Genomic DNA, 19,948 nt, shown 5'->3' with positions numbered 1-19,948 from the left:
GCATGAGCGAAAATCAAACGTACGACTCCTCCAGCATCAAGGTGCTGAAAGGTTTGGATGCCGTACGCAAGCGTCCCGGCATGTACATTGGCGACACCGATGATGGTAGCGGCCTGCACCACATGGTCTTCGAAGTGGTCGACAACTCGATCGACGAAGCCCTCGCCGGTCATTGCGATGACATCACCGTCATCATCCACACGGATGAATCCATCAGCGTGCGCGACAACGGTCGCGGCATTCCGGTTGATGTGCACAAAGAAGAAGGCGTTTCCGCAGCGGAGGTCATCATGACCGTGCTGCACGCCGGCGGTAAGTTCGACGACAACTCGTACAAAGTATCTGGCGGCCTGCACGGCGTGGGTGTTTCTGTAGTGAACGCTCTGTCCGAAAAGCTGGTGCTGACAGTACGTCGCAGCGGCAAGATCTGGGAGCAGACCTACGTTCATGGTGTCCCGCAGGCACCGATGGCGATTGTCGGTGACAGCGAAACGACCGGTACCCACATCCATTTCAAGCCTTCGGCTGAGACGTTCAAAAACATCCACTTCAGCTGGGATATCCTGGCCAAGCGGATCCGTGAGCTGTCGTTCCTTAACTCGGGCGTCGGCATTCTGCTCAAGGATGAACGCAGCGGTAAGGAAGAGTTCTTCAAGTACGAAGGTGGCCTGCGGGCGTTCGTCGAGTACCTGAACACCAACAAGACGCCGGTTAACACCCAGGTGTTCCACTTCAGTGTTCAGCGTGAAGATGGTGTGGGCGTTGAAGTCGCCCTGCAGTGGAACGACAGCTTCAACGAGAACCTGTTGTGCTTCACCAACAACATTCCGCAGCGTGATGGCGGTACTCACCTGGTGGGCTTCCGTTCTTCGCTGACCCGTAGCCTGAACAGCTACATCGAGCAGGAAGGCCTGGCCAAGAAGAACAAGGTCGCAACCACCGGCGACGACGCCCGTGAAGGCTTGACCGCGATCATCTCGGTCAAAGTCCCGGACCCCAAGTTCAGCTCCCAGACCAAGGACAAGCTGGTCTCCTCGGAAGTGAAGACTGCCGTGGAACAGGAGATGAACAAGTACTTCTCGGACTTCCTGCTGGAAAACCCGAACGAAGCCAAAGCTGTTGTCGGCAAGATGATCGACGCTGCCCGAGCGCGTGAAGCGGCGCGCAAGGCGCGTGAGATGACTCGCCGTAAAGGCGCACTGGACATCGCTGGCCTGCCTGGCAAGTTGGCTGACTGCCAGGAAAAGGACCCTGCCCTTTCCGAACTGTACCTGGTGGAGGGTGACTCCGCAGGTGGTTCGGCCAAGCAAGGTCGAAACCGTCGCACCCAGGCTATCCTGCCGCTGAAGGGCAAGATCCTCAACGTCGAGAAGGCTCGTTTCGACAAGATGATCTCGTCCCAGGAGGTCGGCACGCTGATCACTGCGCTGGGCTGTGGTATCGGTCGCGAAGAGTACAACATCGACAAGCTGCGTTATCACAACATCATCATCATGACCGATGCTGACGTTGACGGTTCGCACATCCGTACCTTGTTGCTGACCTTCTTCTTCCGTCAGCTGCCTGAGCTGGTCGAGCGTGGCTATATCTATATTGCCCAGCCACCGTTGTACAAGGTGAAGAAAGGCAAGCAGGAGCAGTACATCAAGGACGACGAGGCCATGGAAGAATACATGACCCAATCGGCCCTGGAAGATGCCAGCCTGCACCTGGACGAGTCGGCGCCAGCGGTTTCCGGTGTACAACTGGAAAGCCTGGTGAACGAGTTCCGTGGGGTGATGAAGACCCTCAAGCGTTTGTCGCGCCTCTACCCACAGGAGCTGACCGAGCACTTCATCTACCTGCCGGAAGTCACCCTGGAGCAGTTGGGCGACCACGCTGTGATGCAGGCCTGGCTGGCCAAGTTCCAGGAGCGTCTGAGCAATACCCAGAAGTCGGGCCTGGCTTACAATGCCAGCCTTCGCGAAGACAAAGAGCGCAATGTCTGGCTGCCGGAAGTGGAAATCACCTCGCACGGTCTGGCCAGCTACATCACGTTCAACCGCGATTTCTTCGGCAGCAACGACTACCGTACCGTGGTCAACATCGGTGCCAAGCTGTCCAGCCTGCTGGGTGAAGGTGCCTATGTTAAGCGCGGTGAGCGTCGCAAGGCGATTGTCGAGTTCAAGGAAGGCCTGGACTGGCTGATGAACGAGAGCACCAAGCGCCACACCATCCAGCGATACAAAGGGCTGGGTGAGATGAACCCGGACCAGCTGTGGGAAACCACCATGGACCCAACCGTGCGCCGCATGCTCAAGGTCACTATCGAAGACGCGATCGCTGCCGATCAGATCTTCAACACCCTGATGGGTGACGCGGTGGAGCCTCGCCGCGAGTTCATCGAAAGCAATGCGTTGTCGGTGTCGAACCTGGACTTCTGATCAGGTTCAGACAACCGCCATAAAAAAGCCCGCGCAAGCGGGCTTTTTTTTACCTCGATTTTGGCGACCTCAGTACCCACTGAGAATATTTACAATCACCCCGCTGGCGATGGCCACCAGCACGTAATCGCCGTTCACGGACAACCAACGGTGGTCACGCGGCGGTGCATAGAGGTGACGTGCGCGCCAGTCAGTCACCCAATAGCGGTCGCCGCGGTAACGGGGGGCAACGGCATGACCGCGTTGCCATTGCTGATGCGGTACCGGCATCCCCGCTTGAGGGCGGTAGTTTGGATTTTTGTAGGCCGGCGCGTGGCCGTTGCCCGGGCGCCCTTGCTGCGGCTGCTTTCCATGTTGGGGGCCGCCATGCTGAGGGTTGCCCTGATGGGCGGGACCGTTGTCATGCCCCTGGGGCGGGCCAGGTTGAGCGAAACTGGCCAGCGGTACGCTGAACATCAGCGCGGCGCAAAGCACGGTCAGGGTTTTCTTCATGTGATGCTGATCCTCTGCATGTTAAGGCCCGGCGCAACTCACTGAGCGCCTGGTGCGGTTAACTGTTCAGACAGCGGTTTTGCCAGCCTAATCCTTGGCCAGAGGTAAAGGTCGGGTAAAGGTGAACCAGGCGATCACATCGTGCCCAGGCCCAGCGCCTTCAACCGCCGATAGAGCGTGCGCTCGCTCATGCCAAGATGCCGGGCCAGTTCACTGCGTGGCCCCTGAAACTGATCCAGCGCCTGCGCCAGCTCACTCAAGTCGCCATGCCCCCTGCCCTTGGTGACACCTGGCGCGCTCTGCGGGCCGATATCTTCGGGTAGATGCTCGGGGCGGATCAGCCCGTCATCGGCAAACAGCCTTGCCCTTTCCAGGATATTACGCAGCTCGCGGATGTTGCCTGGGAATGGATGCAGGCCTAGCTGTTTCAGCGCGCCATCGGTCAGGCTCGGCGTCGGCTTGCCAGCCATACGCTGAAGGAGGCTCTCGGCAAGCAATGGCAGGTCTTCCACACGCTCGCGCAGTGCGGGCAGCCGGATCGGAAAGCCACTGATGCGGTAATACAGATCCTCACGGAAAGTACCCTCAGCGACCATCTTCTTGAGCGGTTTGTGTGTTGCCGACACCAGGCGGAAATCCGCGTGCACGGTCCGCAGGCTGCCCACCGGGCGGAAGCTTCCGGATTCGATCAGGCGCAGCAACTTCACCTGCATCGCCATCGGCACCTCGCCAATTTCATCGAGGAACAACGTGCCGCCATGGGCCGCTTCGGCCAGGCCGATCTTGCGCTGGTTGGCGCCGGTGAACGCGCCCTTCTCGTAGCCGAACAATTCGCTCTCGAACAGTGATTCGGTCAAACCGGTGCAGTCGACCACCACCAACGGCCCACTGGCGCGCGGGCTGCCCATGTGGATGGCGCGGGCGAACAGCTCTTTACCGGTACCCGATTCACCCTGCAACAACACCGGAATTTGCGCGGGGGCGGCGCGCTGCAGGCTGGCCAGTGCCGCCTTGAACGCTGGCGCCCGCCCGACCAAGCCCTGTTGCTGGGGCTGCGCCGAGGCTAGGGTGATCGTGGTGAGCCGCTCGACAAAGGCGACCACCCTGCCCTGCTCGTCCAGGATCGGCCGCAGTTCGACATCCACATGCTCAGGGCCTCGCGGGGTGTGATGAATGTGCAGCACGCGCTCCGGCACCTTGCTGTGCCACGCCTTGCGCATCGGGCAATGTTCACCTGCCTGGTCGCAAGGTACCGCGTAGTGGTGCGAGACCTTGTGGCACTTTTCACCCAACGGCGCCTGCTCGTCTCGGCCGAACTGGCGGCGGTAGGCGGCGTTGGCGGCGAGGATGTTGTAGTCGGTATCCAGCACGATGGTGGGCAGCGCATCGTGTTCGAGGTAGGAAACCAGCGCTAGGATGATGTGATGGGCTTCAGGCATGGGGGCACCGATGTGATAACCCGGCGGAGGGTAGCAAGGACTGCCAAACACTGCCATTGGCTGACAGTCGACTGTCAATGTGGCTGCCATGTTGCCTGGCGCGTGCCAGGCAGGGCCGCATTCATTGGCCCATGCCCATGAAAAACCCTGGCATGTATCTTGATAAACCTCCGGTCACTGCCTACGCCTCTACAAAGGGTGCAGGAAACTTTGGAGAACGTGATGATCATCGGTAACAACCTTCACGTGGAAGCCTTCTTCGACGAGGCGACCTCGACCATCAGCTACCTGCTCATGGACAGCGAGACGCGCAAGTGCGCGTTGATCGACAGTGTGCTGGACTACGACCCCAAGTCCGGGCGTACCTGCACCGCATCGGCAGACCGCTTGATCGCCCAGGTTGAGGCGCTGGGTGGCCAGGTGCAGTGGATTCTGGAAACCCATGTTCACGCCGATCACCTTTCGGCAGCCGCCTACCTGAAGGAAAAACTTGGCGGCCACACCGCCATCGGTGCGCACATCACCCAGGTGCAAAAAGTCTTCGGCGCGCTGTTCAATGCCGAGCCGGGTTTTGCCCGGGACGGCAGCCAGTTCGATGTACTGCTTGAGGACGAGGAAGGTTTTCGTATCGGCAACCTGCACGCCCGTGCCTTGCACACCCCGGGGCACACCCCGGCATGCATGAGTTATGTGGTGGTGGATGGTGGTGAAACGGCGGTGTTCGTCGGCGACACGCTGTTCATGCCCGACTACGGTACGGCGCGCTGCGACTTCCCCGGCGCCGACGCCCGCACCCTGTACCGGTCGATCCGCCGCCTGCTGGCCTTCCCCGACCAGACCCGGTTGTTCCTGTGCCACGACTACCTGCCTGGCGGGCGCGCGATGCAGTACGTCACGACCGTGGCCGAGCAGCGCGGCAGCAATATTCACATCCATCACGGCGTTGATGAAGACAGCTTCGTGGCCATGCGCGAGGCCCGTGACAAGACCCTCGACATGCCCGTGCTGATTCTGCCATCAGTGCAGGTGAACATGCGCAGCGGTCATTTTCCCGAGCCCGAGGCCAATGGCGTGAGCTACCTGAAGATTCCACTGAACACGCTTTGATCGCTTCTACCCATAACGAGATTTCCAGGAACTACCGCCATGCCTGCCTTGCTGTCCCCTGCCAATGCTTCCACTACCGACCACCACAAAGTGGTCATCGTCGGTGCCGGTGCCGCCGGTATCGCCACGGCGTCCAGCCTGATCAGCCGTGATCCGTCATTGGACATCGCACTGATCGACCCTGCCGACGTGCACTACTACCAGCCGGGCTGGACGATGGTCGGCGCCGGTGTGTTCAAGGCGCCGAGCACGGCGCGCACCATGGCCTCGACCATTCCCCGGGGTGTGCAATGGATCAAGGCGCGGGTGCAGGGCTTCGACCCGTTGGGCCAGCTGGTCGTGCTTGAGGGTGGCCGCGTCATCAGCTACGAGCAGTTGGTGGTTTGCCCTGGCCTGAAACTCGACTGGCAGGCCATCGACGGCCTGAGCGAGACCCTTGGCCGCAACGGCGTGACCTCGAACTACCGCTATGACCTGGCGCCTTACACCTGGCAGCTGGTGCAAAACCTCAGGCAAGGCCGTGCCCTGTTCACCCAGCCGCCAATGCCGATCAAGTGTGCCGGCGCGCCGCAGAAGGCGCTGTACTTGTCTTGCGATCATTGGTTGCGCCAGGGCCATCTGGGCGATGTGAAAGCCAGTTTCTTCAACGCCGGTGCCGTGCTGTTTGGCGTAGCCGACTACGTCCCTGCATTGATGGCCTATATCGACAAGTACGCCGTGGACCTCAATTACGCCCACCGCCTGGTGGCGGTGGATGGCCCCGGCAAGCGCGCGACGTTCGTGCGTACGTTGCCCGATGGTAGCCATGAAACCCGTATCGAGCCCTTCGACATGCTGCACGTGGTACCGCCGCAAGTGGCGCCCGAATTCATTCGGGAAAGCCCGCTGGCCGATAGCGCAGGCTGGGTCGATGTCGACCCGCAGACCTTGCGCCACCGAAAATTCACCAACATCCATGCCTTGGGCGACGTGGCCAGCACCAGCAATGCCAAGACTGCCGCAGCAGCGCGCAAGCAGGCGCCGGTAGTGGCCAACAATGTGCTGGTGGCGCTGGGCAGGCTGCCTACCCTCGCCCAGTACGACGGCTATGGCTCGTGCCCACTGACCGTCGAGCGCGGCAAGATCGTGCTGGCCGAGTTCACCTATGGCGGCAAGGTGGCGCCGAGCTTCCCGCGCTGGTTGCTCGATGGCCGCCAGCCGACGCGCCTGGCCTGGTTGCTCAAGGCGCGGGTACTGCCACCCTTGTACTGGAAAGGCATGCTCAAAGGGCGTGAATGGCTGGCGCGCCCGCAGCCACTGGTAGCCGAGGCCGGCAAGTGATCGAACATCAACTGTTGGGCGCGGGCCTGGGCGCGATCATTGGTGCGGTGTTGGCATTGACCGGCGCCGGGGGCGGTATTCTGGCGGTGCCACTGCTGGTGTTTGGCCTGGGCCTGTCGATGGTCGAGGCGGCGCCCGTCGGCCTGTTGGCCGTGGGCCTGGCTGCCGCCGTGGGCGCCGTGCTGGGTTTGCGCCAAGGCTTGGTGCGCTACCGGGCGGCGTTGTTCATTGCCCTGATCGGCATCGCGGTCGCCCCCTTTGGTTTGATGCTGGCGCACCGCGTGCCCAATACACCGCTGGTGCTGATATTCGCCTGCGTGCTGGTCTACGCCTGCCTGCGCATCTGGCGCAAGGCCGCCAGGGAGCTGCGCGGCGAAGCTAACGATGCGCACCGCTACATCGAGCCTTGCGTGCTCAACCCATTGCAAGGGCGTTTGCGTTGGACGCTCCCCTGCGCACGGGCCCTGGCATTGACCGGTGCGCTGTCGGGGTTGTTGTCTGGCCTGTTGGGGGTGGGCGGTGGCTTCGTGATTATTCCGGCCTTGAACCGCTACACCAACCTGCGCATGGCCAGCATCGTCTCTACCTCGCTGGCGGTGATTGCGCTGGTGTCCACCGGTAGCGTGGTCAGCGCCAGCCTGGCGGGGGTAATGCACTGGCAGGTTGGTGCCCCCTTTGCGGTCGGCGCGGTGACCGGCTTGCTGCTGGCGCGGCCACTGGCGGCCAGGCTGGCTGGGCCACGCTTGCAACAGATGTTTGCCGTGGCCGGTTGGTTGGCCGCCCTGCTGCTGGCTGGCAAGGTTCTATTGAGCTAACAGCTCGCCCTGTTCGGCGGCACACAGCGCCAGCAGGTAGTCCCACACGACCCGCAGGCGCACTGACTTGTGCAGCTCACGCCGCGTACAGATCCAGTAACTGCGCTGGATGGTTTCGCTGGGCAGCACACGGACCAGCGTCGGGTCGTGGCGCGCCATGAAGTTGGGCAACACGGCAATGCCAAGGCCTGCGCGTGCGGCTTGTTGCTGGGCGATTACGCTGGTGCTGCGAAATGCCACGCTGGGCGACCGGCAGAAGCTGTTGAGAAACAGCAGCTCCTGGCTGAACAGCAGGTCATCGACGTAGCCGATCCAGCTGTGCCGGGCCAGGTCTTCGCGGGTGCGCAGCGGCGGCGCGCGGTCGAGGTAGGCCTGGCTCGCGTACAGGGCCAGGCGATAGTCGGTGAGCTTGCGGGTGATCAGCAGGTCGGCATTGGGCCGCTCCAGGTGGATGCTGATTTCCGCCTCGCGGTTGAGGATGCTGACGAAGCGCGGTACGGCCACCAGCTCCACCTCAAGGCCCGGGTAGCGCTCGAACAACGCGTTCATGCGCGGGGTGAAGAACATGATGCCGATGCCTTCGGTCACCCCCAGGCGAATCTTGCCCAGCGGGGTGATGGCCTGGGTGATTTCTTCCTGCGCCAGCAAAGCAACGTTTTCCATGGCTTCGGCGTGCTTGAGCAAGGCCTGGCCGGAGGGGGTCAGGTCGTAGCCCTGGGCGTGCTGCACGAACAGGGGCGTGCCCAGGCTTTTCTCGATGCTCTCGATATGCCGGGCTACTGTGCTGTGGGTGGTGTTGAGGCGTTTGGCAGCGGTGAGCAGGCGGCCGCTGCGTTGCAACTCGAGGAAAAACCGCAAATCGTTCCAGTCGAACATGCTGATCCCTGCATCTCGATTACGCGGTCGTTCCCACAATGACCGTGTGCGTTCAATGGTTGTCGCTGTGCTAAAACGCACAGTGGCTGCGCGAAATCTCGTGTTTCCACAGCGAAATTAATCAATAAGATGGTGCGGGACAAGAATAATAATCAGGCGCGAGGTTGCACATGCCATCAGCCGATTCTGTCTTCGACTACGTGGTCGTGGGTGCCGGTCCTGCCGGGTGCCTGCTGGCCAATCGCTTGTCCGCCGACCCTTCCTGCCGCGTGCTGCTGCTTGAAGCGGGTGGCCGTGACAACTATCCCTGGATCCACATCCCCGTCGGCTACCTCTACTGCATCGGTAACCCCCGCACCGACTGGTGCTTCAAGACCGAGGCGCAGAACGGCCTGGGCGGCCGCAGCCTGGGTTACCCACGGGGCAAGGTGCTTGGCGGTTGTTCATCGATCAACGGCATGATCTACATGCGCGGCCAGGCGGCCGACTATGACCGCTGGGCCGAGCAAGGCAACTCAGGCTGGGCCTGGCAGGACGTACTGCCCCTGTTCAAGGCCAGCGAAAACCACTTTGCCGGTGACAGCGAGCACCATGGCGCTGCCGGTGAATGGCGGGTCGAGCGCCAGCGCTACAGCTGGCCGATTCTCGACGCCTTCCGCGATGCGGCCGAGCAAAGCGGCATCGCCAACGTCGACGATTTCAACACGGGTGATAACCAGGGCTGTGGATACTTTCAGGTCAACCAGCGCAGTGGTGTGCGCTGGAATGCGTCCAAGGCGTTTCTGCGGCCAGTGATGAGCCGGCCGAACCTGACGGTGCTGACCGGCGTGGAAGTCGACCAGGTGCTGCTCAACAACACCCGTGCGCGTGCGGTAAAAGCCCGCTGGCAGAATGCCTGGCACGAATTTGCTGCGCGGCGCGAGATCATTCTGTGTGCCGGGGCCGTGGGCTCGCCGGGCATCCTCCAGCGCTCCGGTATTGGCCCGCGCAAATTGCTGGAAGACTTGGGGATCGGCGTGCGCCATGACATGCCTGGCGTCGGTGGCAATCTGCAGGACCACCTGCAATTGCGCCTGATCTACCAGGTCCGCAACACCCGCACCCTCAACCAGATGGCCAACAGCCTGTGGGGCAAGATGGGCATGGGCCTGCGTTACCTGTACGACCGCAGCGGCCCGCTGGCCATGGCCCCCAGCCAGTTGGGCGCGTTCGTGCGCTCCAGCCCCGAGCACGCCACCGCCAACTTGCAGTACCACGTGCAGCCCTTGTCGCTGGAGCGCTTCGGCGAGCCGTTGCACCGCTTCCCGGCATTCACCGCCTCGGTGTGCAACCTGCGGCCGCTCAGCCGCGGGCGCATCGACATCGGTGCTGCAGATATGCACAGCGCGCCACGGATCGACCCCAACTACCTCAGTGACCCTGAAGATTTGCGGGTTGCCGCCGACGCCATCCGGATCACCCGGCGCATTGTCCAGGCCCCTGCCCTCGCCGCGTTCGCGCCACAGGAATACCTGCCGGGCGCAGCCCTGCAAAGTGAAGAGGACCTGTTCGAGGCCGCTGGCAAGATCGGTACCACCATCTTCCACCCTGTGGGCACCTGCCGCATGGGCAGCGGCCCACTGGATGTTGTGGATAACCAGCTGCGGGTGCACGGCATACCCGGCCTGCGTGTGGCGGACGCCTCGATCATGCCGCAGATCACCTCCGGCAATACCTGTTCACCCACGCTGATGATCGCCGAGAAGGCGGCGCAACTTATCCTCAAAGGAGCCGCAACCCAGACCTACCTAAACGAAGACGCAATACCGACGCCCTGACCCGGGTGCGTGCAACACCGGCAGCTTGCGGTCGGAAGCTGCCGACAGTGGAACAAAAAGAATAATCACTGTGGCCTGTGGGCCGAGGACAGCAACGATGTCGGATTACATCCAAGAGCAGGGTGCGACGGCCAGCGGCACCAGCCGTCGCGAAGAACGAAAGATCATTTTCGCGTCATCCCTCGGGACGGTTTTCGAGTGGTATGACTTTTTTCTCTATGGCGCGCTGGCAGCGGTCATCAGCAAGCAGTTCTTTGCTGGGGTCAACGACACCACGGCCTTCATCTTTGCCCTCATGGCCTTCGCCGCCGGCTTCCTGGTTCGCCCCTTCGGCGCGCTGGTGTTCGGCCGGCTGGGCGACATGATCGGGCGCAAGTACACCTTCCTGGTGACCATCGTGCTGATGGGCCTGTCGACCTTTGCCGTCGGCCTGCTGCCAACCTATGCCAGCATCGGCATCGCGGCACCGATCATCCTGGTGATCCTACGCATGCTGCAGGGGCTGGCGCTGGGCGGTGAATACGGCGGTGCGGCAACCTACGTGGCCGAGCATGCGCCGCAAGGCAAGCGCGGCTTCCATACCGGCTTCATCCAGTCCACCGCCACCCTTGGCTTGCTGCTGTCGCTGCTGGTGGTATTGGGCAGCCGCTACATCAGTGGCGACCAGTTCGAAACCTGGGGCTGGCGCCTGCCGTTCCTGCTGTCGATCTTCCTGCTGGCGATCTCCACCTGGATCCGCATGAGCATGCACGAGTCGCCGGCCTTCGTGAAAATGAAGGCCCAGGGCAAGATCAGCAAGTCGCCGATCCGTGAATCGTTCACCTCCTGGCCGAACCTCAAGGTGGTACTCACCGCCCTGTTCAGCATCAACGCTGGCCAGGCGGTGACCTTCTACACGGCGCAGTTCTACGTGCTGTTCTTCATGACCCAGATGCTCAAGATGGACCCCGCCCAGGCCAACACCCTGCTGATCATCAGTGTGGTGATCGGGGCGCCGTTCTTCGTGTTCTTCGGTTGGCTGTCGGACCGCATCGGGCGTAAGCCGATTCTGATGCTGGGCCTGTTGCTGGCGACCGTGCTGTACTTCCCACTGTTCAAGGCGCTCAGCCATTACGCCAACCCACAGATCGACGCCGCCAGCCGTCAGGCGCCGATCGTGGTCACCGCCGACCCGCAGGGCTGCACCTTCCAGTTCGACCCGGTCGGCAAGGCGCGTTTCGACAGCCCGTGCGACAAGGTCAAGACGTTCCTGGTCAAGCAGGGGCTGCCGTACAGCTCGGTGAGCGTGGCCGGCAGCGAGGTGGTGGTCAACATTGGCGACAAGACCATCAACGGTTTCGACGAAACCGCCATGCGCTCGGCGATCGAGCAGGCGGGGTACCCGGCCAAGGCTGACCCGGGGCAAGTGAACCAGGTGATGGTGGTGGTACTGATCGTGGCGATGATCCTGATCGCGACCATGACCTACGGCCCACTGGCGGCGGTGATGGTCGAGCTGTTCCCCACCCGTATCCGCTATACCTCGATGTCCCTGCCCTATCACATCGGCAACGGCTGGTTCGGTGGCTTCCTGCCGACGGTGTCGTTCGCACTGGTGGTGTATACCGGGGATATCTTCTACGGGCTGTGGTACCCAGTGCTGGTGACCGGCATCAGCCTGGTGGTAGGGATCTTCTGCCTGAAGGAAACCAAGGACGTGGATATCGACAAGGTTTGAGGGGTAAAAACGCCCATAAAAAACCGGCTTAAGCGCCGGTTTTTTTATGCCCTCTAAAAACTTATGCACGTTTTTCGCAAATCTGTAACGTGAAGAAATAAACAGCTAATTCAATCACTTAACACGTACTTGCAACAGCTCATTAAAAAACTGCTCACAAGTTATCCACAGAACGTCAGGCCATCTGCTCGTGTGGCTTTTCATCTACTGGTGGCAGCGAGCCCAAGGCCCTTTGCGTGGCCTCGTTCCAGGCGGCCGCGCGGTCGTTGAGCTCGGCGATGGCACGCGGGCCGGTGCCGTTGGCATACATCGGCTCACCGATCACCACCTCGATGGTGCCCGCCCGCTTGCCCCAGCCAGCCTTCGGCCAGAACTTGCCCGCATTGTGCGCAATGGGCAGCACCGGCAGGCCAGCATTGACTGCCAGCGCGGTACCGCCGCGGGAGAACTTGCCGACGATGCCGAATGGCACGCGGGTACCTTCCGGGAAAATCAGCACCCATACACCCTGCTTGAGCAGCTCGTCACCTTGGCTGGCGACCTGGCGCAGGGCTTCCTTGGGGTTGTCGCGGTTGATTGCGATCGGCCGCAGCATGGCCATGGCCCAGCCGAAGAACGGCACGTACAGCAGCTCGCGCTTGAGCACTTGGCTGAGCGGCGAGAAGTACTGGGAAAGGAAGAAGGTTTCCCAGGTGCTCTGATGGTTGGACAGGATCACACACGGCTCACTGGGCACGTTTTCGGCGCCGGTGATCTTGTAATCGATGCCAAGGATGGTGCGGCTCAAAAATAACGCGCAACGGCACCAGAACACGTTGATGAACTTGTAACGCCTGGGGAATGACAAGAATGGCGCGACAAAAAAGCTCAGGGTGCACCACAGCAACGAGCTGGTGCCCAGCAGCAGGTAAAAAAGAAAGATTCTGATCGCCTGCAGGATCGACATAGTGGCTTGTACCATTGCGGGCGTGCCCGCCTGAGAAAAATGCGCCCGAAGGCGCACTGTTTAAATTAGTTCTCTGGCGATAGCTGCCAGATCGTCGAAAATCAGTGTAGTTTCAGGGACGCCTTTTTCCAGGGTCCGCTCACCCTTGCCGGTTTTCACCAACACAGGTCGTGCACCGACGGCCAGGGCGGCCTGAAGGTCACCTTGGCTGTCGCCGACAAACCACACGCCGCCAAGGGCGGCCTGGTAATGCTCGGCAATTGCCAGCAGCATGCCCGGCTTGGGCTTGCGGCAAGCGCAGCCCTCGTCCGGCCCATGCGGGCAATACACGATATGGCCCACTTCACCGCCCTGCTCGGCCACCAACGCACGCAGGCGCGTGTGCATGGCCTCCAGGGTATCCAGCGAGTAGTAGCCACGGGCAATGCCGGACTGGTTGGTGGCCACGGCCACCGTCCAGCCCGCCTTGCTCAACTGCGCGATGGCCTCGACCGAGCCGGGGATGGGGACCCACTCTTCCAGCGACTTGATGTAGGCGTCGGAGTCGTAGTTGATCACCCCGTCACGATCGAGAATCAGCAGTTTCAAGGCTTACCCCAGCAGCGAGATGTCGGCTACACCCAGGAACAGACCGCGCAGGCGGCTGAGCAGGGCATAACGGTTGGCGCGGACCTTGGCGTCCTCGGCATTGACCATCACCGCCTCGAAGAAGGCGTCGACCGGGTCACGCAGGGCAGCCAGGCGGGCCAGCGACTCGCTGTACTGGCGTGCGGCAGCCATCGGTTGCACAGCCTGGTCGGCCTGCTGGATGGCCGAGTACAGGGAGAACTCGTTGGCGTTGTCGAAGTACTTCGGCTCGACCTGTTCGGCGATGGCGCCCTCGGCCTTGCTCAGCAGGTTCGATACGCGCTTGTTCACCGCCGCCAGGGCTTCGGCTTCCGGCAGTTTGCGGAAAGCCTGCACGGCCTGCACGCGCTGGTCGAAGTCCAGGGCAGAGCCCGGCTTCAGGGCACGTACCGACAGGTAGGTGGCGACGTCGATGCCTTCGTCTTCGTAGCGCGCACGCAGGCGGTCGAAGATGAACTCCAGCACCTGCTCGGCCAGGCCAGCGGCCTTGACCTTGGCGCCGAACTGCTTGACCGCGAATTCGGCGGCACCGGTCAGGTCCAGGTCCAGCTGCTTCTCGATCAGGATGCGCAGCACACCCAGTGCGGCGCGGCGCAGGGCGTACGGGTCTTTGCTACCGGTAGGCAGCATGCCGATACCGAAGATGCCGACCAGGGTGTCGAGCTTGTCGGCGATGGCCACGGCAGCACCGGTCAGGGTCTGCGGCAGTTCAGCGCCAGCGCCACGCGGCATGTACTGCTCGTTCAGGGCCATGGCGACGTCTTGCGGCTCGCCATCGTTGAGCGCGTAGTAGTAACCGGCAACACCCTGCATTTCAGGGAATTCGCCGACCATCTCGGTGGCCAGGTCGCACTTGGACAGCAGGCCGGCGCGGCCGGCGCGCTGGGCATCCCCGCCAATCAGTGGCGCGATGAATGCGGCCAGCTTGGAAACGCGTTCGGCCTTGTCGTAGACGGTGCCCAACTGAGCCTGGAACACCACGTTCTTGAGGCGCTCGTTGAAGGTTTCCAGCGGCTGTTTCTTGTCTTGCTTGAAGAAGAACTCGGCGTCGGTAAGGCGTGGGCGCACGACCTTCTCGTTGCCTTCGACGATCTGCTTCGGGTCGCGGCTTTCGACGTTGGCCACGGTAATGAAGCGCGGCAGCAGCTTGCCTTCGCTGTCCAGCAGGCAGAAGTACTTCTGGTTGTCCTGCATGGTGGTGATCAGGGCTTCTTGCGGCACGTCGAGGAAACGCTCCTCGAACGAGCACACCAGCGGCACTGGCCACTCGACCAGGGCGGTCACTTCGTCCAGCAGCGCGGGCGGCACGATGGCGCTGCCTTCCTGCTGCATGGCCAGTTCCGCAGTGCGTTTGGCGATCAGCTCGCGGCGCTCGGAGAAGTCGGCCAGCACGTAGGCTTTGCGCAGGTCTTCAACGTAGTTGGCCGGGGTGGTGATGACCACGTTTTCCGGGTGATGGAAACGGTGCCCGCGGGATTCACGGCCGGCTTGCTGGGCAAGGATGGTGCAGTCGACGACCTGGTCACCGAGCAGCATCACCAGCCACTGGGTCGGGCGCACGAACTCTTCGCGGCTGGCGCCCCAGCGCATGCGCTTGGGGATCGGCAGGTCGTTGAGCGAGTCTTCGACGATGGTCGGCAGCAGGCCGAGGGTGGCCTTGCCCGGGATGTGCTGGGAGAAGCGCAGCTTGGCGCCGCTCTGGTCGATCTCGGCCAGCTCGACGCCGCACTTCTTGGCGAAGCCCAGGGCGGCCTGGGTCGGGTTGCCTTCGGCGTCGAAGGCCGCCTGGCGGGGCGGGCCATCGATATTGATGCTGCGGTCAGGCTGCTGCACGTCGAGCTGTCGGATCAGCACGGCCAGGCGGCGCGGCGCGGCGTACACCGACTTGGCGGCGTAGTTCAGGCCTGCGGCCTGCAGGCCTTTCTCGATACCGGCCAGGAAGGCGTCGCCGAGGGTGGCCAGGGCTTTGGGTGGCAGCTCTTCGGTGCCCAGTTCTACCAGGAAATCTTGAGCACTCATTGTGCAGCCTCCAGCTTAGCCAACACTTCGTCACGCAGTTCAGGGGTCGCCATCGGGAAGCCCATGCGTGCGCGGGCTTGCAGATAGCTTTGCGCCACGTCCCGGGCCAGGGTACGTACACGCAGGATGTAACGCTGGCGCTCGGTCACCGAGATGGCGCGGCGGGCGTCGAGCAGGTTGAAGGTGTGCGAGGCCTTCAGGACCATTTCGTAGGTCGGCAGCGGCAGCTCCAGCTTGATCAGGCGGTTGGCTTCGCTTTCGTAGAAATCGAACAGCTCGAACAGTTTCTCGACGTTGGCGTGTTCGAAGTTGTAGGTCGACTGCTCCACTTCGTTCTGGTGGAACACGTCGCCGTAGGTGACCTTGCCGAACGGGCCATCGGCCCAGACCAGGTCGTAGACCGAGTCGACGCCCTGGATGTACATGGCCAGGCGTTCCAGGCCATAGGTAATCTCACCGGTGACCGGGTAGCACTCGATGCCGCCGACCTGCTGGAAGTAGGTGAACTGGGTCACCTCCATGCCGTTCAGCCAGATTTCCCAGCCCAGGCCCCAGGCGCCGAGGGTCGGCGATTCCCAGTTGTCTTCGACGAAACGGATGTCGTGGACCAGCGGATCCAGGCCGATGGCTTTCAGCGAGCCGAGGTACAGCTCCTGGAAGTTGGCCGGGTTCGGCTTGAGCACTACCTGGAACTGGTAGTAGTGCTGCAGGCGGTTTGGGTTTTCGCCATACCGCCCGTCGGCAGGGCGACGGCTAGGCTGCACGTAGGCGGCGTTCCAGGTCTCTGGGCCAACGGCGCGCAGGAACGTGGCGGTATGGAAAGTGCCGGCGCCTACTTCCATATCGTAGGGCTGAAGCACCACACAACCTTGAGCTGCCCAGTAGTTCTGCAGGGCGAGGATCAGGTCTTGGAAGGTACGCACGGCTGGCGTAGGCTGGCTCACGAAATTCACCTGTATCTGGGGATGCGGATGTAAAGAGCGGGAGTATAACCTGATTCGCCTCGCCCTCTACTCATTGGAGCCTTATGCCACGCTGCTTTTGGTGTACCGACGATCCGTTGTACCAGGCCTACCACGACCAGGAATGGGGAACACCGCAGCGTGATCCGGCGTTGCTGTTCGAGATGCTTTTGCTCGAAGGGTTCCAGGCTGGGCTGTCATGGATCACGGTTTTGCGTAAACGCGAGCGCTATCGCGAGGTGCTGCACGGCTTTGATCCGTTGAAGTTGTCGCAGTTGAGCGATGAACGCATCGAAGCGCTGATGCTCGACGCCGGCATCATCCGCAACCGCCTCAAGCTCAAGGCCGCCCGGCGCAACGCCCAGGCCTGGCTGGCTGTGGATAACCCCGCCGAGTGGCTCTGGTCGTTTGTCGGCGGCAAGCCCAAGGTCAATCATTTCGTGGGCCGCAGCGACGTGCCGGCGGTCACCGACGAAGCCAAGGCGATGAGCAAGGCCTTGCAAAAAGCTGGCTTCACCTTTGTTGGCCCGACCATCTGCTACGCCTTCATGCAGGCCACCGGCATGGTCATGGACCACACCACCGATTGTGATCGCTACGCCGCCTTGGCGCGCTGAAGGGGTACAATGCGCGCCTTGCTGAAATAAGGAATTCGCCTGTGGAAAAGTTCAAGGGCGCCCTGATGGTCGGGGTGCTTCGACTGTTCGCCAAGTTGCCCTGGGGCGCGGTACAGCGCGTCGGCGCCGGTATCGGCTGGCTGATGTGGAAGGTCCCGAACGGGTCGCGCAACGTGGTGCGTATCAACCTGGCCAAGTGTTTCCCCGAGATGGACCCGGTCGCGCGTGAGCAGCTGGTTGGCCATGCGCTCAGAGATATCGGCAAGTCCTTCGTCGAGAGCGCGTGCGCCTGGATCTGGCCACCGCAGCGTTCGCTGGAGCTGGTCAAGGAAGTGCAAGGCCTGGAAGTGCTGGAGCAGGCCCTTGCCTCGGGCAAGGGCGTGGTCGGCATTACCAGCCACCTGGGTAACTGGGAAGTGTTGAACCACTTCTACTGCAACCAGTGCAAACCGATCATCTTCTACCGCCCGCCGAAACTGAAGGCCGTGGATGACCTGCTGCGTGAGCAGCGGGTGCAAATGGGTAACCGCGTCGCGCCTTCGACCAAGGAAGGCATCCTCAGTGTGATCAAGGAAGTGCGCCGCGGTGGGCAGGTGGGCATCCCAGCCGACCCGGAGCCGGCGGAATCGGCCGGGGTGTTCGTGCCGTTTCTCGGTACCCAGGCGCTGACCAGCAAGTTCGTGCCGAACATGCTGGCCGGTGGCAAGGCGGTAGGGGTGTTCCTGCATGCGCTGCGTCTGCCGGATGGCTCTGGGTTCCGGGTGATTCTGGAAGCGGCGCCTGAAGCGATGTACAGCACGGATGTGACCGAATCGGCGGCGGCCATGAGCAAGGTGGTCGAGCGGTATGTGCGCGAGTACCCGAGCCAGTACATGTGGAGCATGAAGCGCTTCAAGAAGCGCCCGGCCGGTGAGCCGCGCTGGTATTGAGATTTTTTGGGGGCGCTTTGCGCCCCATTCGCGAGGCCAGCCCGCGTGCGCAGCCTGAGGGTCACTCTGTACCTTGTGGGAGCGGGCTTGCCCCCGCGAATGGGCTGCAAAGCAGCCCCGGCGATCTCAAGACTTGTTCAATTTCTTGAGAAAAACTGCCATTTCCTTCTCCGCCTGCTTATCCCCATGGGCCTGCGCCGCCACGATCCCGTCCTCCCAGGCCTTGCGCGCCGCCGCCAAGTCACCCTGCAACTGATACGCCTTGCCCAGCAGCTTCCACGCCGCCGAATACTTAGGGTCCTGCTCGACGCACCGTGCCAGGTGCACCGCCGCCTCAGCCCCGTTGCCCTCATCCAGCCAGGCTTTGCCCAGGCCAAACCTCAGCAGTGGGTTATCCACACCCTTGGCCAGCATTTTCTCCAGCGACTCGCGCATGCCCACTTCTCCTAGAAGAAACTCAAGCCGACGTGGAACAGCTTCTCCACATCCCGAATGTGCTTTTTATCCACAACGAACAGAATCACGTGGTCACCCGACGCGATCATCGTGTCGTCGTGGGCAATCATCACCTCTTCGTCGCGGATGATCGCGCCGATCGTGGTACCCGGTGGCAGGGCGATGTCTTCAATGGCCTTGCCCACCACCTTGCTCGATTTCGAATCGCCGTGCGCCACGGCCTCGATGGCCTCGGCCGCGCCGCGGCGCAGGGAGTGCACGCTGACGATGTCGCCACGCCGCACGTGCGCCAGCAAGGTGCCGATGGTGGCCAACTGCGGGCTGATGGCGATGTCGATTTCACCGCCCTGCACCAGGTCCACGTAGGCCGGGTTGTTGATGATGGTCATCACCTTGCGCGCACCCAGGCGCTTGGCCAGCAGCGACGACATGATGTTGGCCTCGTCGTCGTTGGTCAGGGCCAGGAAGATGTCGGCGTCGGCGATGTTCTCTTCGAGCATCAGGTCTTTGTCTGACGCACTGCCCTGCAGCACCACGGTGCTTTCCAGGGTGTCGGAGAGGTGGCGGCAGCGGGCCGGGTTCATCTCGATGATCTTCACCTGGTAGCGGCTTTCGATGGCCTCGGCCAGGCGCTCGCCGATCTGCCCGCCACCGGCGATGACCACACGCTTGTTGGTCTCGTCGATGCGCCGCAGCTCGCCCATCACCGCGCGAATGTCTTTTTTCGCGGCGATGAAGAACACTTCGTCATCGGCCTCGATCACGGTGTCACCGCGTGGGGTGATCGGCCGGTCACGGCGGAAGATTGCCGCCACGCGGGTGTCCACATTGGGCATGTGCGCGCGGATCTGGCGCAGCTGCTGGCCCACCAGTGGGCCGCCGTAGTAAGCCTTGACCGCCACCAGTTGCGCCTTGCCTTCGGCGAAGTCGATCACCTGCAAGGAGCCCGGGTGCTCGATCAGGCGCTTGATGTAGTTGGTCACCACCTGCTCGGGGCTGATCAGCACGTCCACCGGGATGTGGTCGTTGTGGAACAGCTCTTCGCGGGTGAGGTAGGCTGATTCGCGTACCCGGGCGATCTTGGTCGGCGTATGGAACAGCGAATAGGCGACCTGGCAGGCCACCATGTTGGTCTCGTCGCTGTTGGTCACCGCCACCAGCATGTCGGCGTCGTCGGCGCCGGCCTGGCGCAGCACCGTCGGCAGCGAGCCGCGGCCCTGCACCGTGCGGATGTCCAGACGGTCGCCGAGGTCGCGCAGGCGCTCGCCGTCGGTGTCGACCACGGTGATGTCGTTGGCCTCGCTGGCCAGGTGCTCTGCCAGCGTACCGCCCACCTGCCCTGCGCCGAGGATGATGATCTTCATCCGCTACTCCCTGAACCGTTGT

General features: G+C 62.3%; 17 protein-coding genes. 8 read left to right on the top strand and 9 right to left on the bottom strand.

Annotation, left to right across the window (positions count from 1 at the left end; genetic code table 11):
* Positions 1-2 precede the first annotated feature (2 nt).
* On the top strand, positions 3-2,423 hold the full coding sequence (gene gyrB, locus HU766_RS08545; RefSeq protein ID WP_033702444.1) for a DNA topoisomerase (ATP-hydrolyzing) subunit B: 2,421 nt from the start codon (positions 3-5) through the stop codon (positions 2,421-2,423).
* 69 nt (positions 2,424-2,492) lie between these two features.
* On the opposite strand, the gene HU766_RS08540 is transcribed toward gyrB, so the two are convergent.
* Complete coding sequence (locus HU766_RS08540) at positions 2,493-2,915, bottom strand: RcnB family protein (protein ID WP_095063958.1); 423 nt, start codon at positions 2,913-2,915, stop codon at positions 2,493-2,495.
* Between the two features lie 134 nt (positions 2,916-3,049).
* Positions 3,050-4,354, bottom strand: coding sequence for a sigma 54-interacting transcriptional regulator (locus HU766_RS08535; protein ID WP_186655450.1), 1,305 nt, complete (start codon positions 4,352-4,354; stop codon positions 3,050-3,052).
* A 222-nt stretch (positions 4,355-4,576) separates the two neighbouring features.
* On the opposite strand from HU766_RS08535, the gene HU766_RS08530 reads away from it, so the two are divergent.
* Genes HU766_RS08530 through HU766_RS08520 form a run of 3 tightly spaced genes read left to right on the top strand, consistent with a single transcriptional unit; the run spans position 4,577 to position 7,596 of the window.
* Positions 4,577-5,461, top strand: coding sequence for an MBL fold metallo-hydrolase (locus HU766_RS08530; RefSeq protein WP_033702447.1), 885 nt, complete (start codon positions 4,577-4,579; stop codon positions 5,459-5,461).
* Between the two features lie 39 nt (positions 5,462-5,500).
* Positions 5,501-6,781, top strand: a complete 1,281-nt coding sequence (locus HU766_RS08525) for an FAD/NAD(P)-binding oxidoreductase (protein ID WP_186655447.1) — start codon at positions 5,501-5,503, stop codon at positions 6,779-6,781.
* Entirely contained in the window at positions 6,778-7,596 is an 819-nt protein-coding gene (locus HU766_RS08520) for a sulfite exporter TauE/SafE family protein (protein WP_186655444.1), read from the top strand. The genes HU766_RS08525 and HU766_RS08520 overlap by 4 nt, the downstream gene beginning before the upstream one ends.
* On the opposite strand, the gene HU766_RS08515 is transcribed toward HU766_RS08520, so the two are convergent.
* The gene (locus HU766_RS08515) at positions 7,585-8,472 is read right to left on the bottom strand and encodes a LysR family transcriptional regulator (protein WP_186655441.1); all 888 of its coding nucleotides are present in this window, start codon (positions 8,470-8,472) and stop codon (positions 7,585-7,587) included. The genes HU766_RS08520 and HU766_RS08515 overlap by 12 nt on opposite strands.
* Positions 8,473-8,642: 170 nt before the next feature.
* On the opposite strand from HU766_RS08515, the gene HU766_RS08510 reads away from it, so the two are divergent.
* Both HU766_RS08510 and HU766_RS08505 read left to right on the top strand, forming a co-directional pair.
* Positions 8,643-10,289 (top strand): GMC family oxidoreductase N-terminal domain-containing protein, encoded by a 1,647-nt coding sequence (locus tag HU766_RS08510; protein ID WP_186655438.1) that lies wholly within the window; start codon positions 8,643-8,645, stop codon positions 10,287-10,289.
* 97 nt (positions 10,290-10,386) lie between these two features.
* Positions 10,387-12,006, top strand: coding sequence for an MFS transporter (locus tag HU766_RS08505; protein ID WP_033702451.1), 1,620 nt, complete (start codon positions 10,387-10,389; stop codon positions 12,004-12,006).
* Positions 12,007-12,181: 175 nt separating this feature from the next.
* Here the strand turns inward: HU766_RS08505 and HU766_RS08500 are convergent, their stop codons facing one another.
* Genes HU766_RS08500 through glyQ form a run of 4 tightly spaced genes read right to left on the bottom strand, consistent with a single transcriptional unit; the run spans position 12,182 to position 16,542 of the window.
* Positions 12,182-12,967: a lysophospholipid acyltransferase family protein gene (locus tag HU766_RS08500; protein ID WP_186655435.1), complete on the bottom strand. Its 786-nt coding sequence runs from the start codon at positions 12,965-12,967 to the stop codon at positions 12,182-12,184.
* Positions 12,968-13,012: 45 nt separating this feature from the next.
* On the bottom strand, positions 13,013-13,540 hold the full coding sequence (gene gmhB / locus HU766_RS08495; protein WP_047582464.1) for a D-glycero-beta-D-manno-heptose 1,7-bisphosphate 7-phosphatase: 528 nt from the start codon (positions 13,538-13,540) through the stop codon (positions 13,013-13,015).
* 3 nt (positions 13,541-13,543) lie between these two features.
* Positions 13,544-15,598 (bottom strand): glycine--tRNA ligase subunit beta, encoded by a 2,055-nt coding sequence (glyS, locus tag HU766_RS08490; RefSeq protein WP_095063962.1) that lies wholly within the window; start codon positions 15,596-15,598, stop codon positions 13,544-13,546.
* Positions 15,595-16,542, bottom strand: a complete 948-nt coding sequence (gene glyQ / locus HU766_RS08485; RefSeq protein WP_033702456.1) for a glycine--tRNA ligase subunit alpha — start codon at positions 16,540-16,542, stop codon at positions 15,595-15,597. The genes glyS and glyQ overlap by 4 nt, the downstream gene beginning before the upstream one ends.
* Positions 16,543-16,625: 83 nt before the next feature.
* Here glyQ and HU766_RS08480 point away from each other — a divergent pair, with 83 nt between their 5' ends.
* Positions 16,626-17,177 carry a DNA-3-methyladenine glycosylase I gene (locus HU766_RS08480; protein WP_186655432.1) on the top strand — a complete coding sequence of 184 codons (552 nt, stop codon included), beginning with the start codon at positions 16,626-16,628 and terminating at the stop codon, positions 17,175-17,177.
* Positions 17,178-17,218: 41 nt separating this feature from the next.
* On the top strand, positions 17,219-18,106 hold the full coding sequence (locus HU766_RS08475) for a lysophospholipid acyltransferase (RefSeq protein ID WP_033702458.1): 888 nt from the start codon (positions 17,219-17,221) through the stop codon (positions 18,104-18,106).
* A 126-nt stretch (positions 18,107-18,232) separates the two neighbouring features.
* Here HU766_RS08475 and HU766_RS08470 read toward each other — a convergent pair whose 3' ends face one another.
* Positions 18,233-18,541: a tetratricopeptide repeat protein gene (locus HU766_RS08470; RefSeq protein ID WP_186655429.1), complete on the bottom strand. Its 309-nt coding sequence runs from the start codon at positions 18,539-18,541 to the stop codon at positions 18,233-18,235.
* Positions 18,542-18,552: 11 nt separating this feature from the next.
* Positions 18,553-19,926 carry a Trk system potassium transporter TrkA gene (gene trkA / locus HU766_RS08465; RefSeq protein ID WP_033702460.1) on the bottom strand — a complete coding sequence of 458 codons (1,374 nt, stop codon included), beginning with the start codon at positions 19,924-19,926 and terminating at the stop codon, positions 18,553-18,555.
* Between the last annotated feature and the right edge of the window lie 22 nt (positions 19,927-19,948).

This window comes from Pseudomonas sp. SWRI77 (genome assembly GCF_014269105.1).
Taxonomy (GTDB): Bacteria; Pseudomonadota; Gammaproteobacteria; order Pseudomonadales; family Pseudomonadaceae; genus Aquipseudomonas; species Aquipseudomonas capeferrum.
This window is presented reverse-complemented; position numbering and strand designations above follow the sequence as displayed.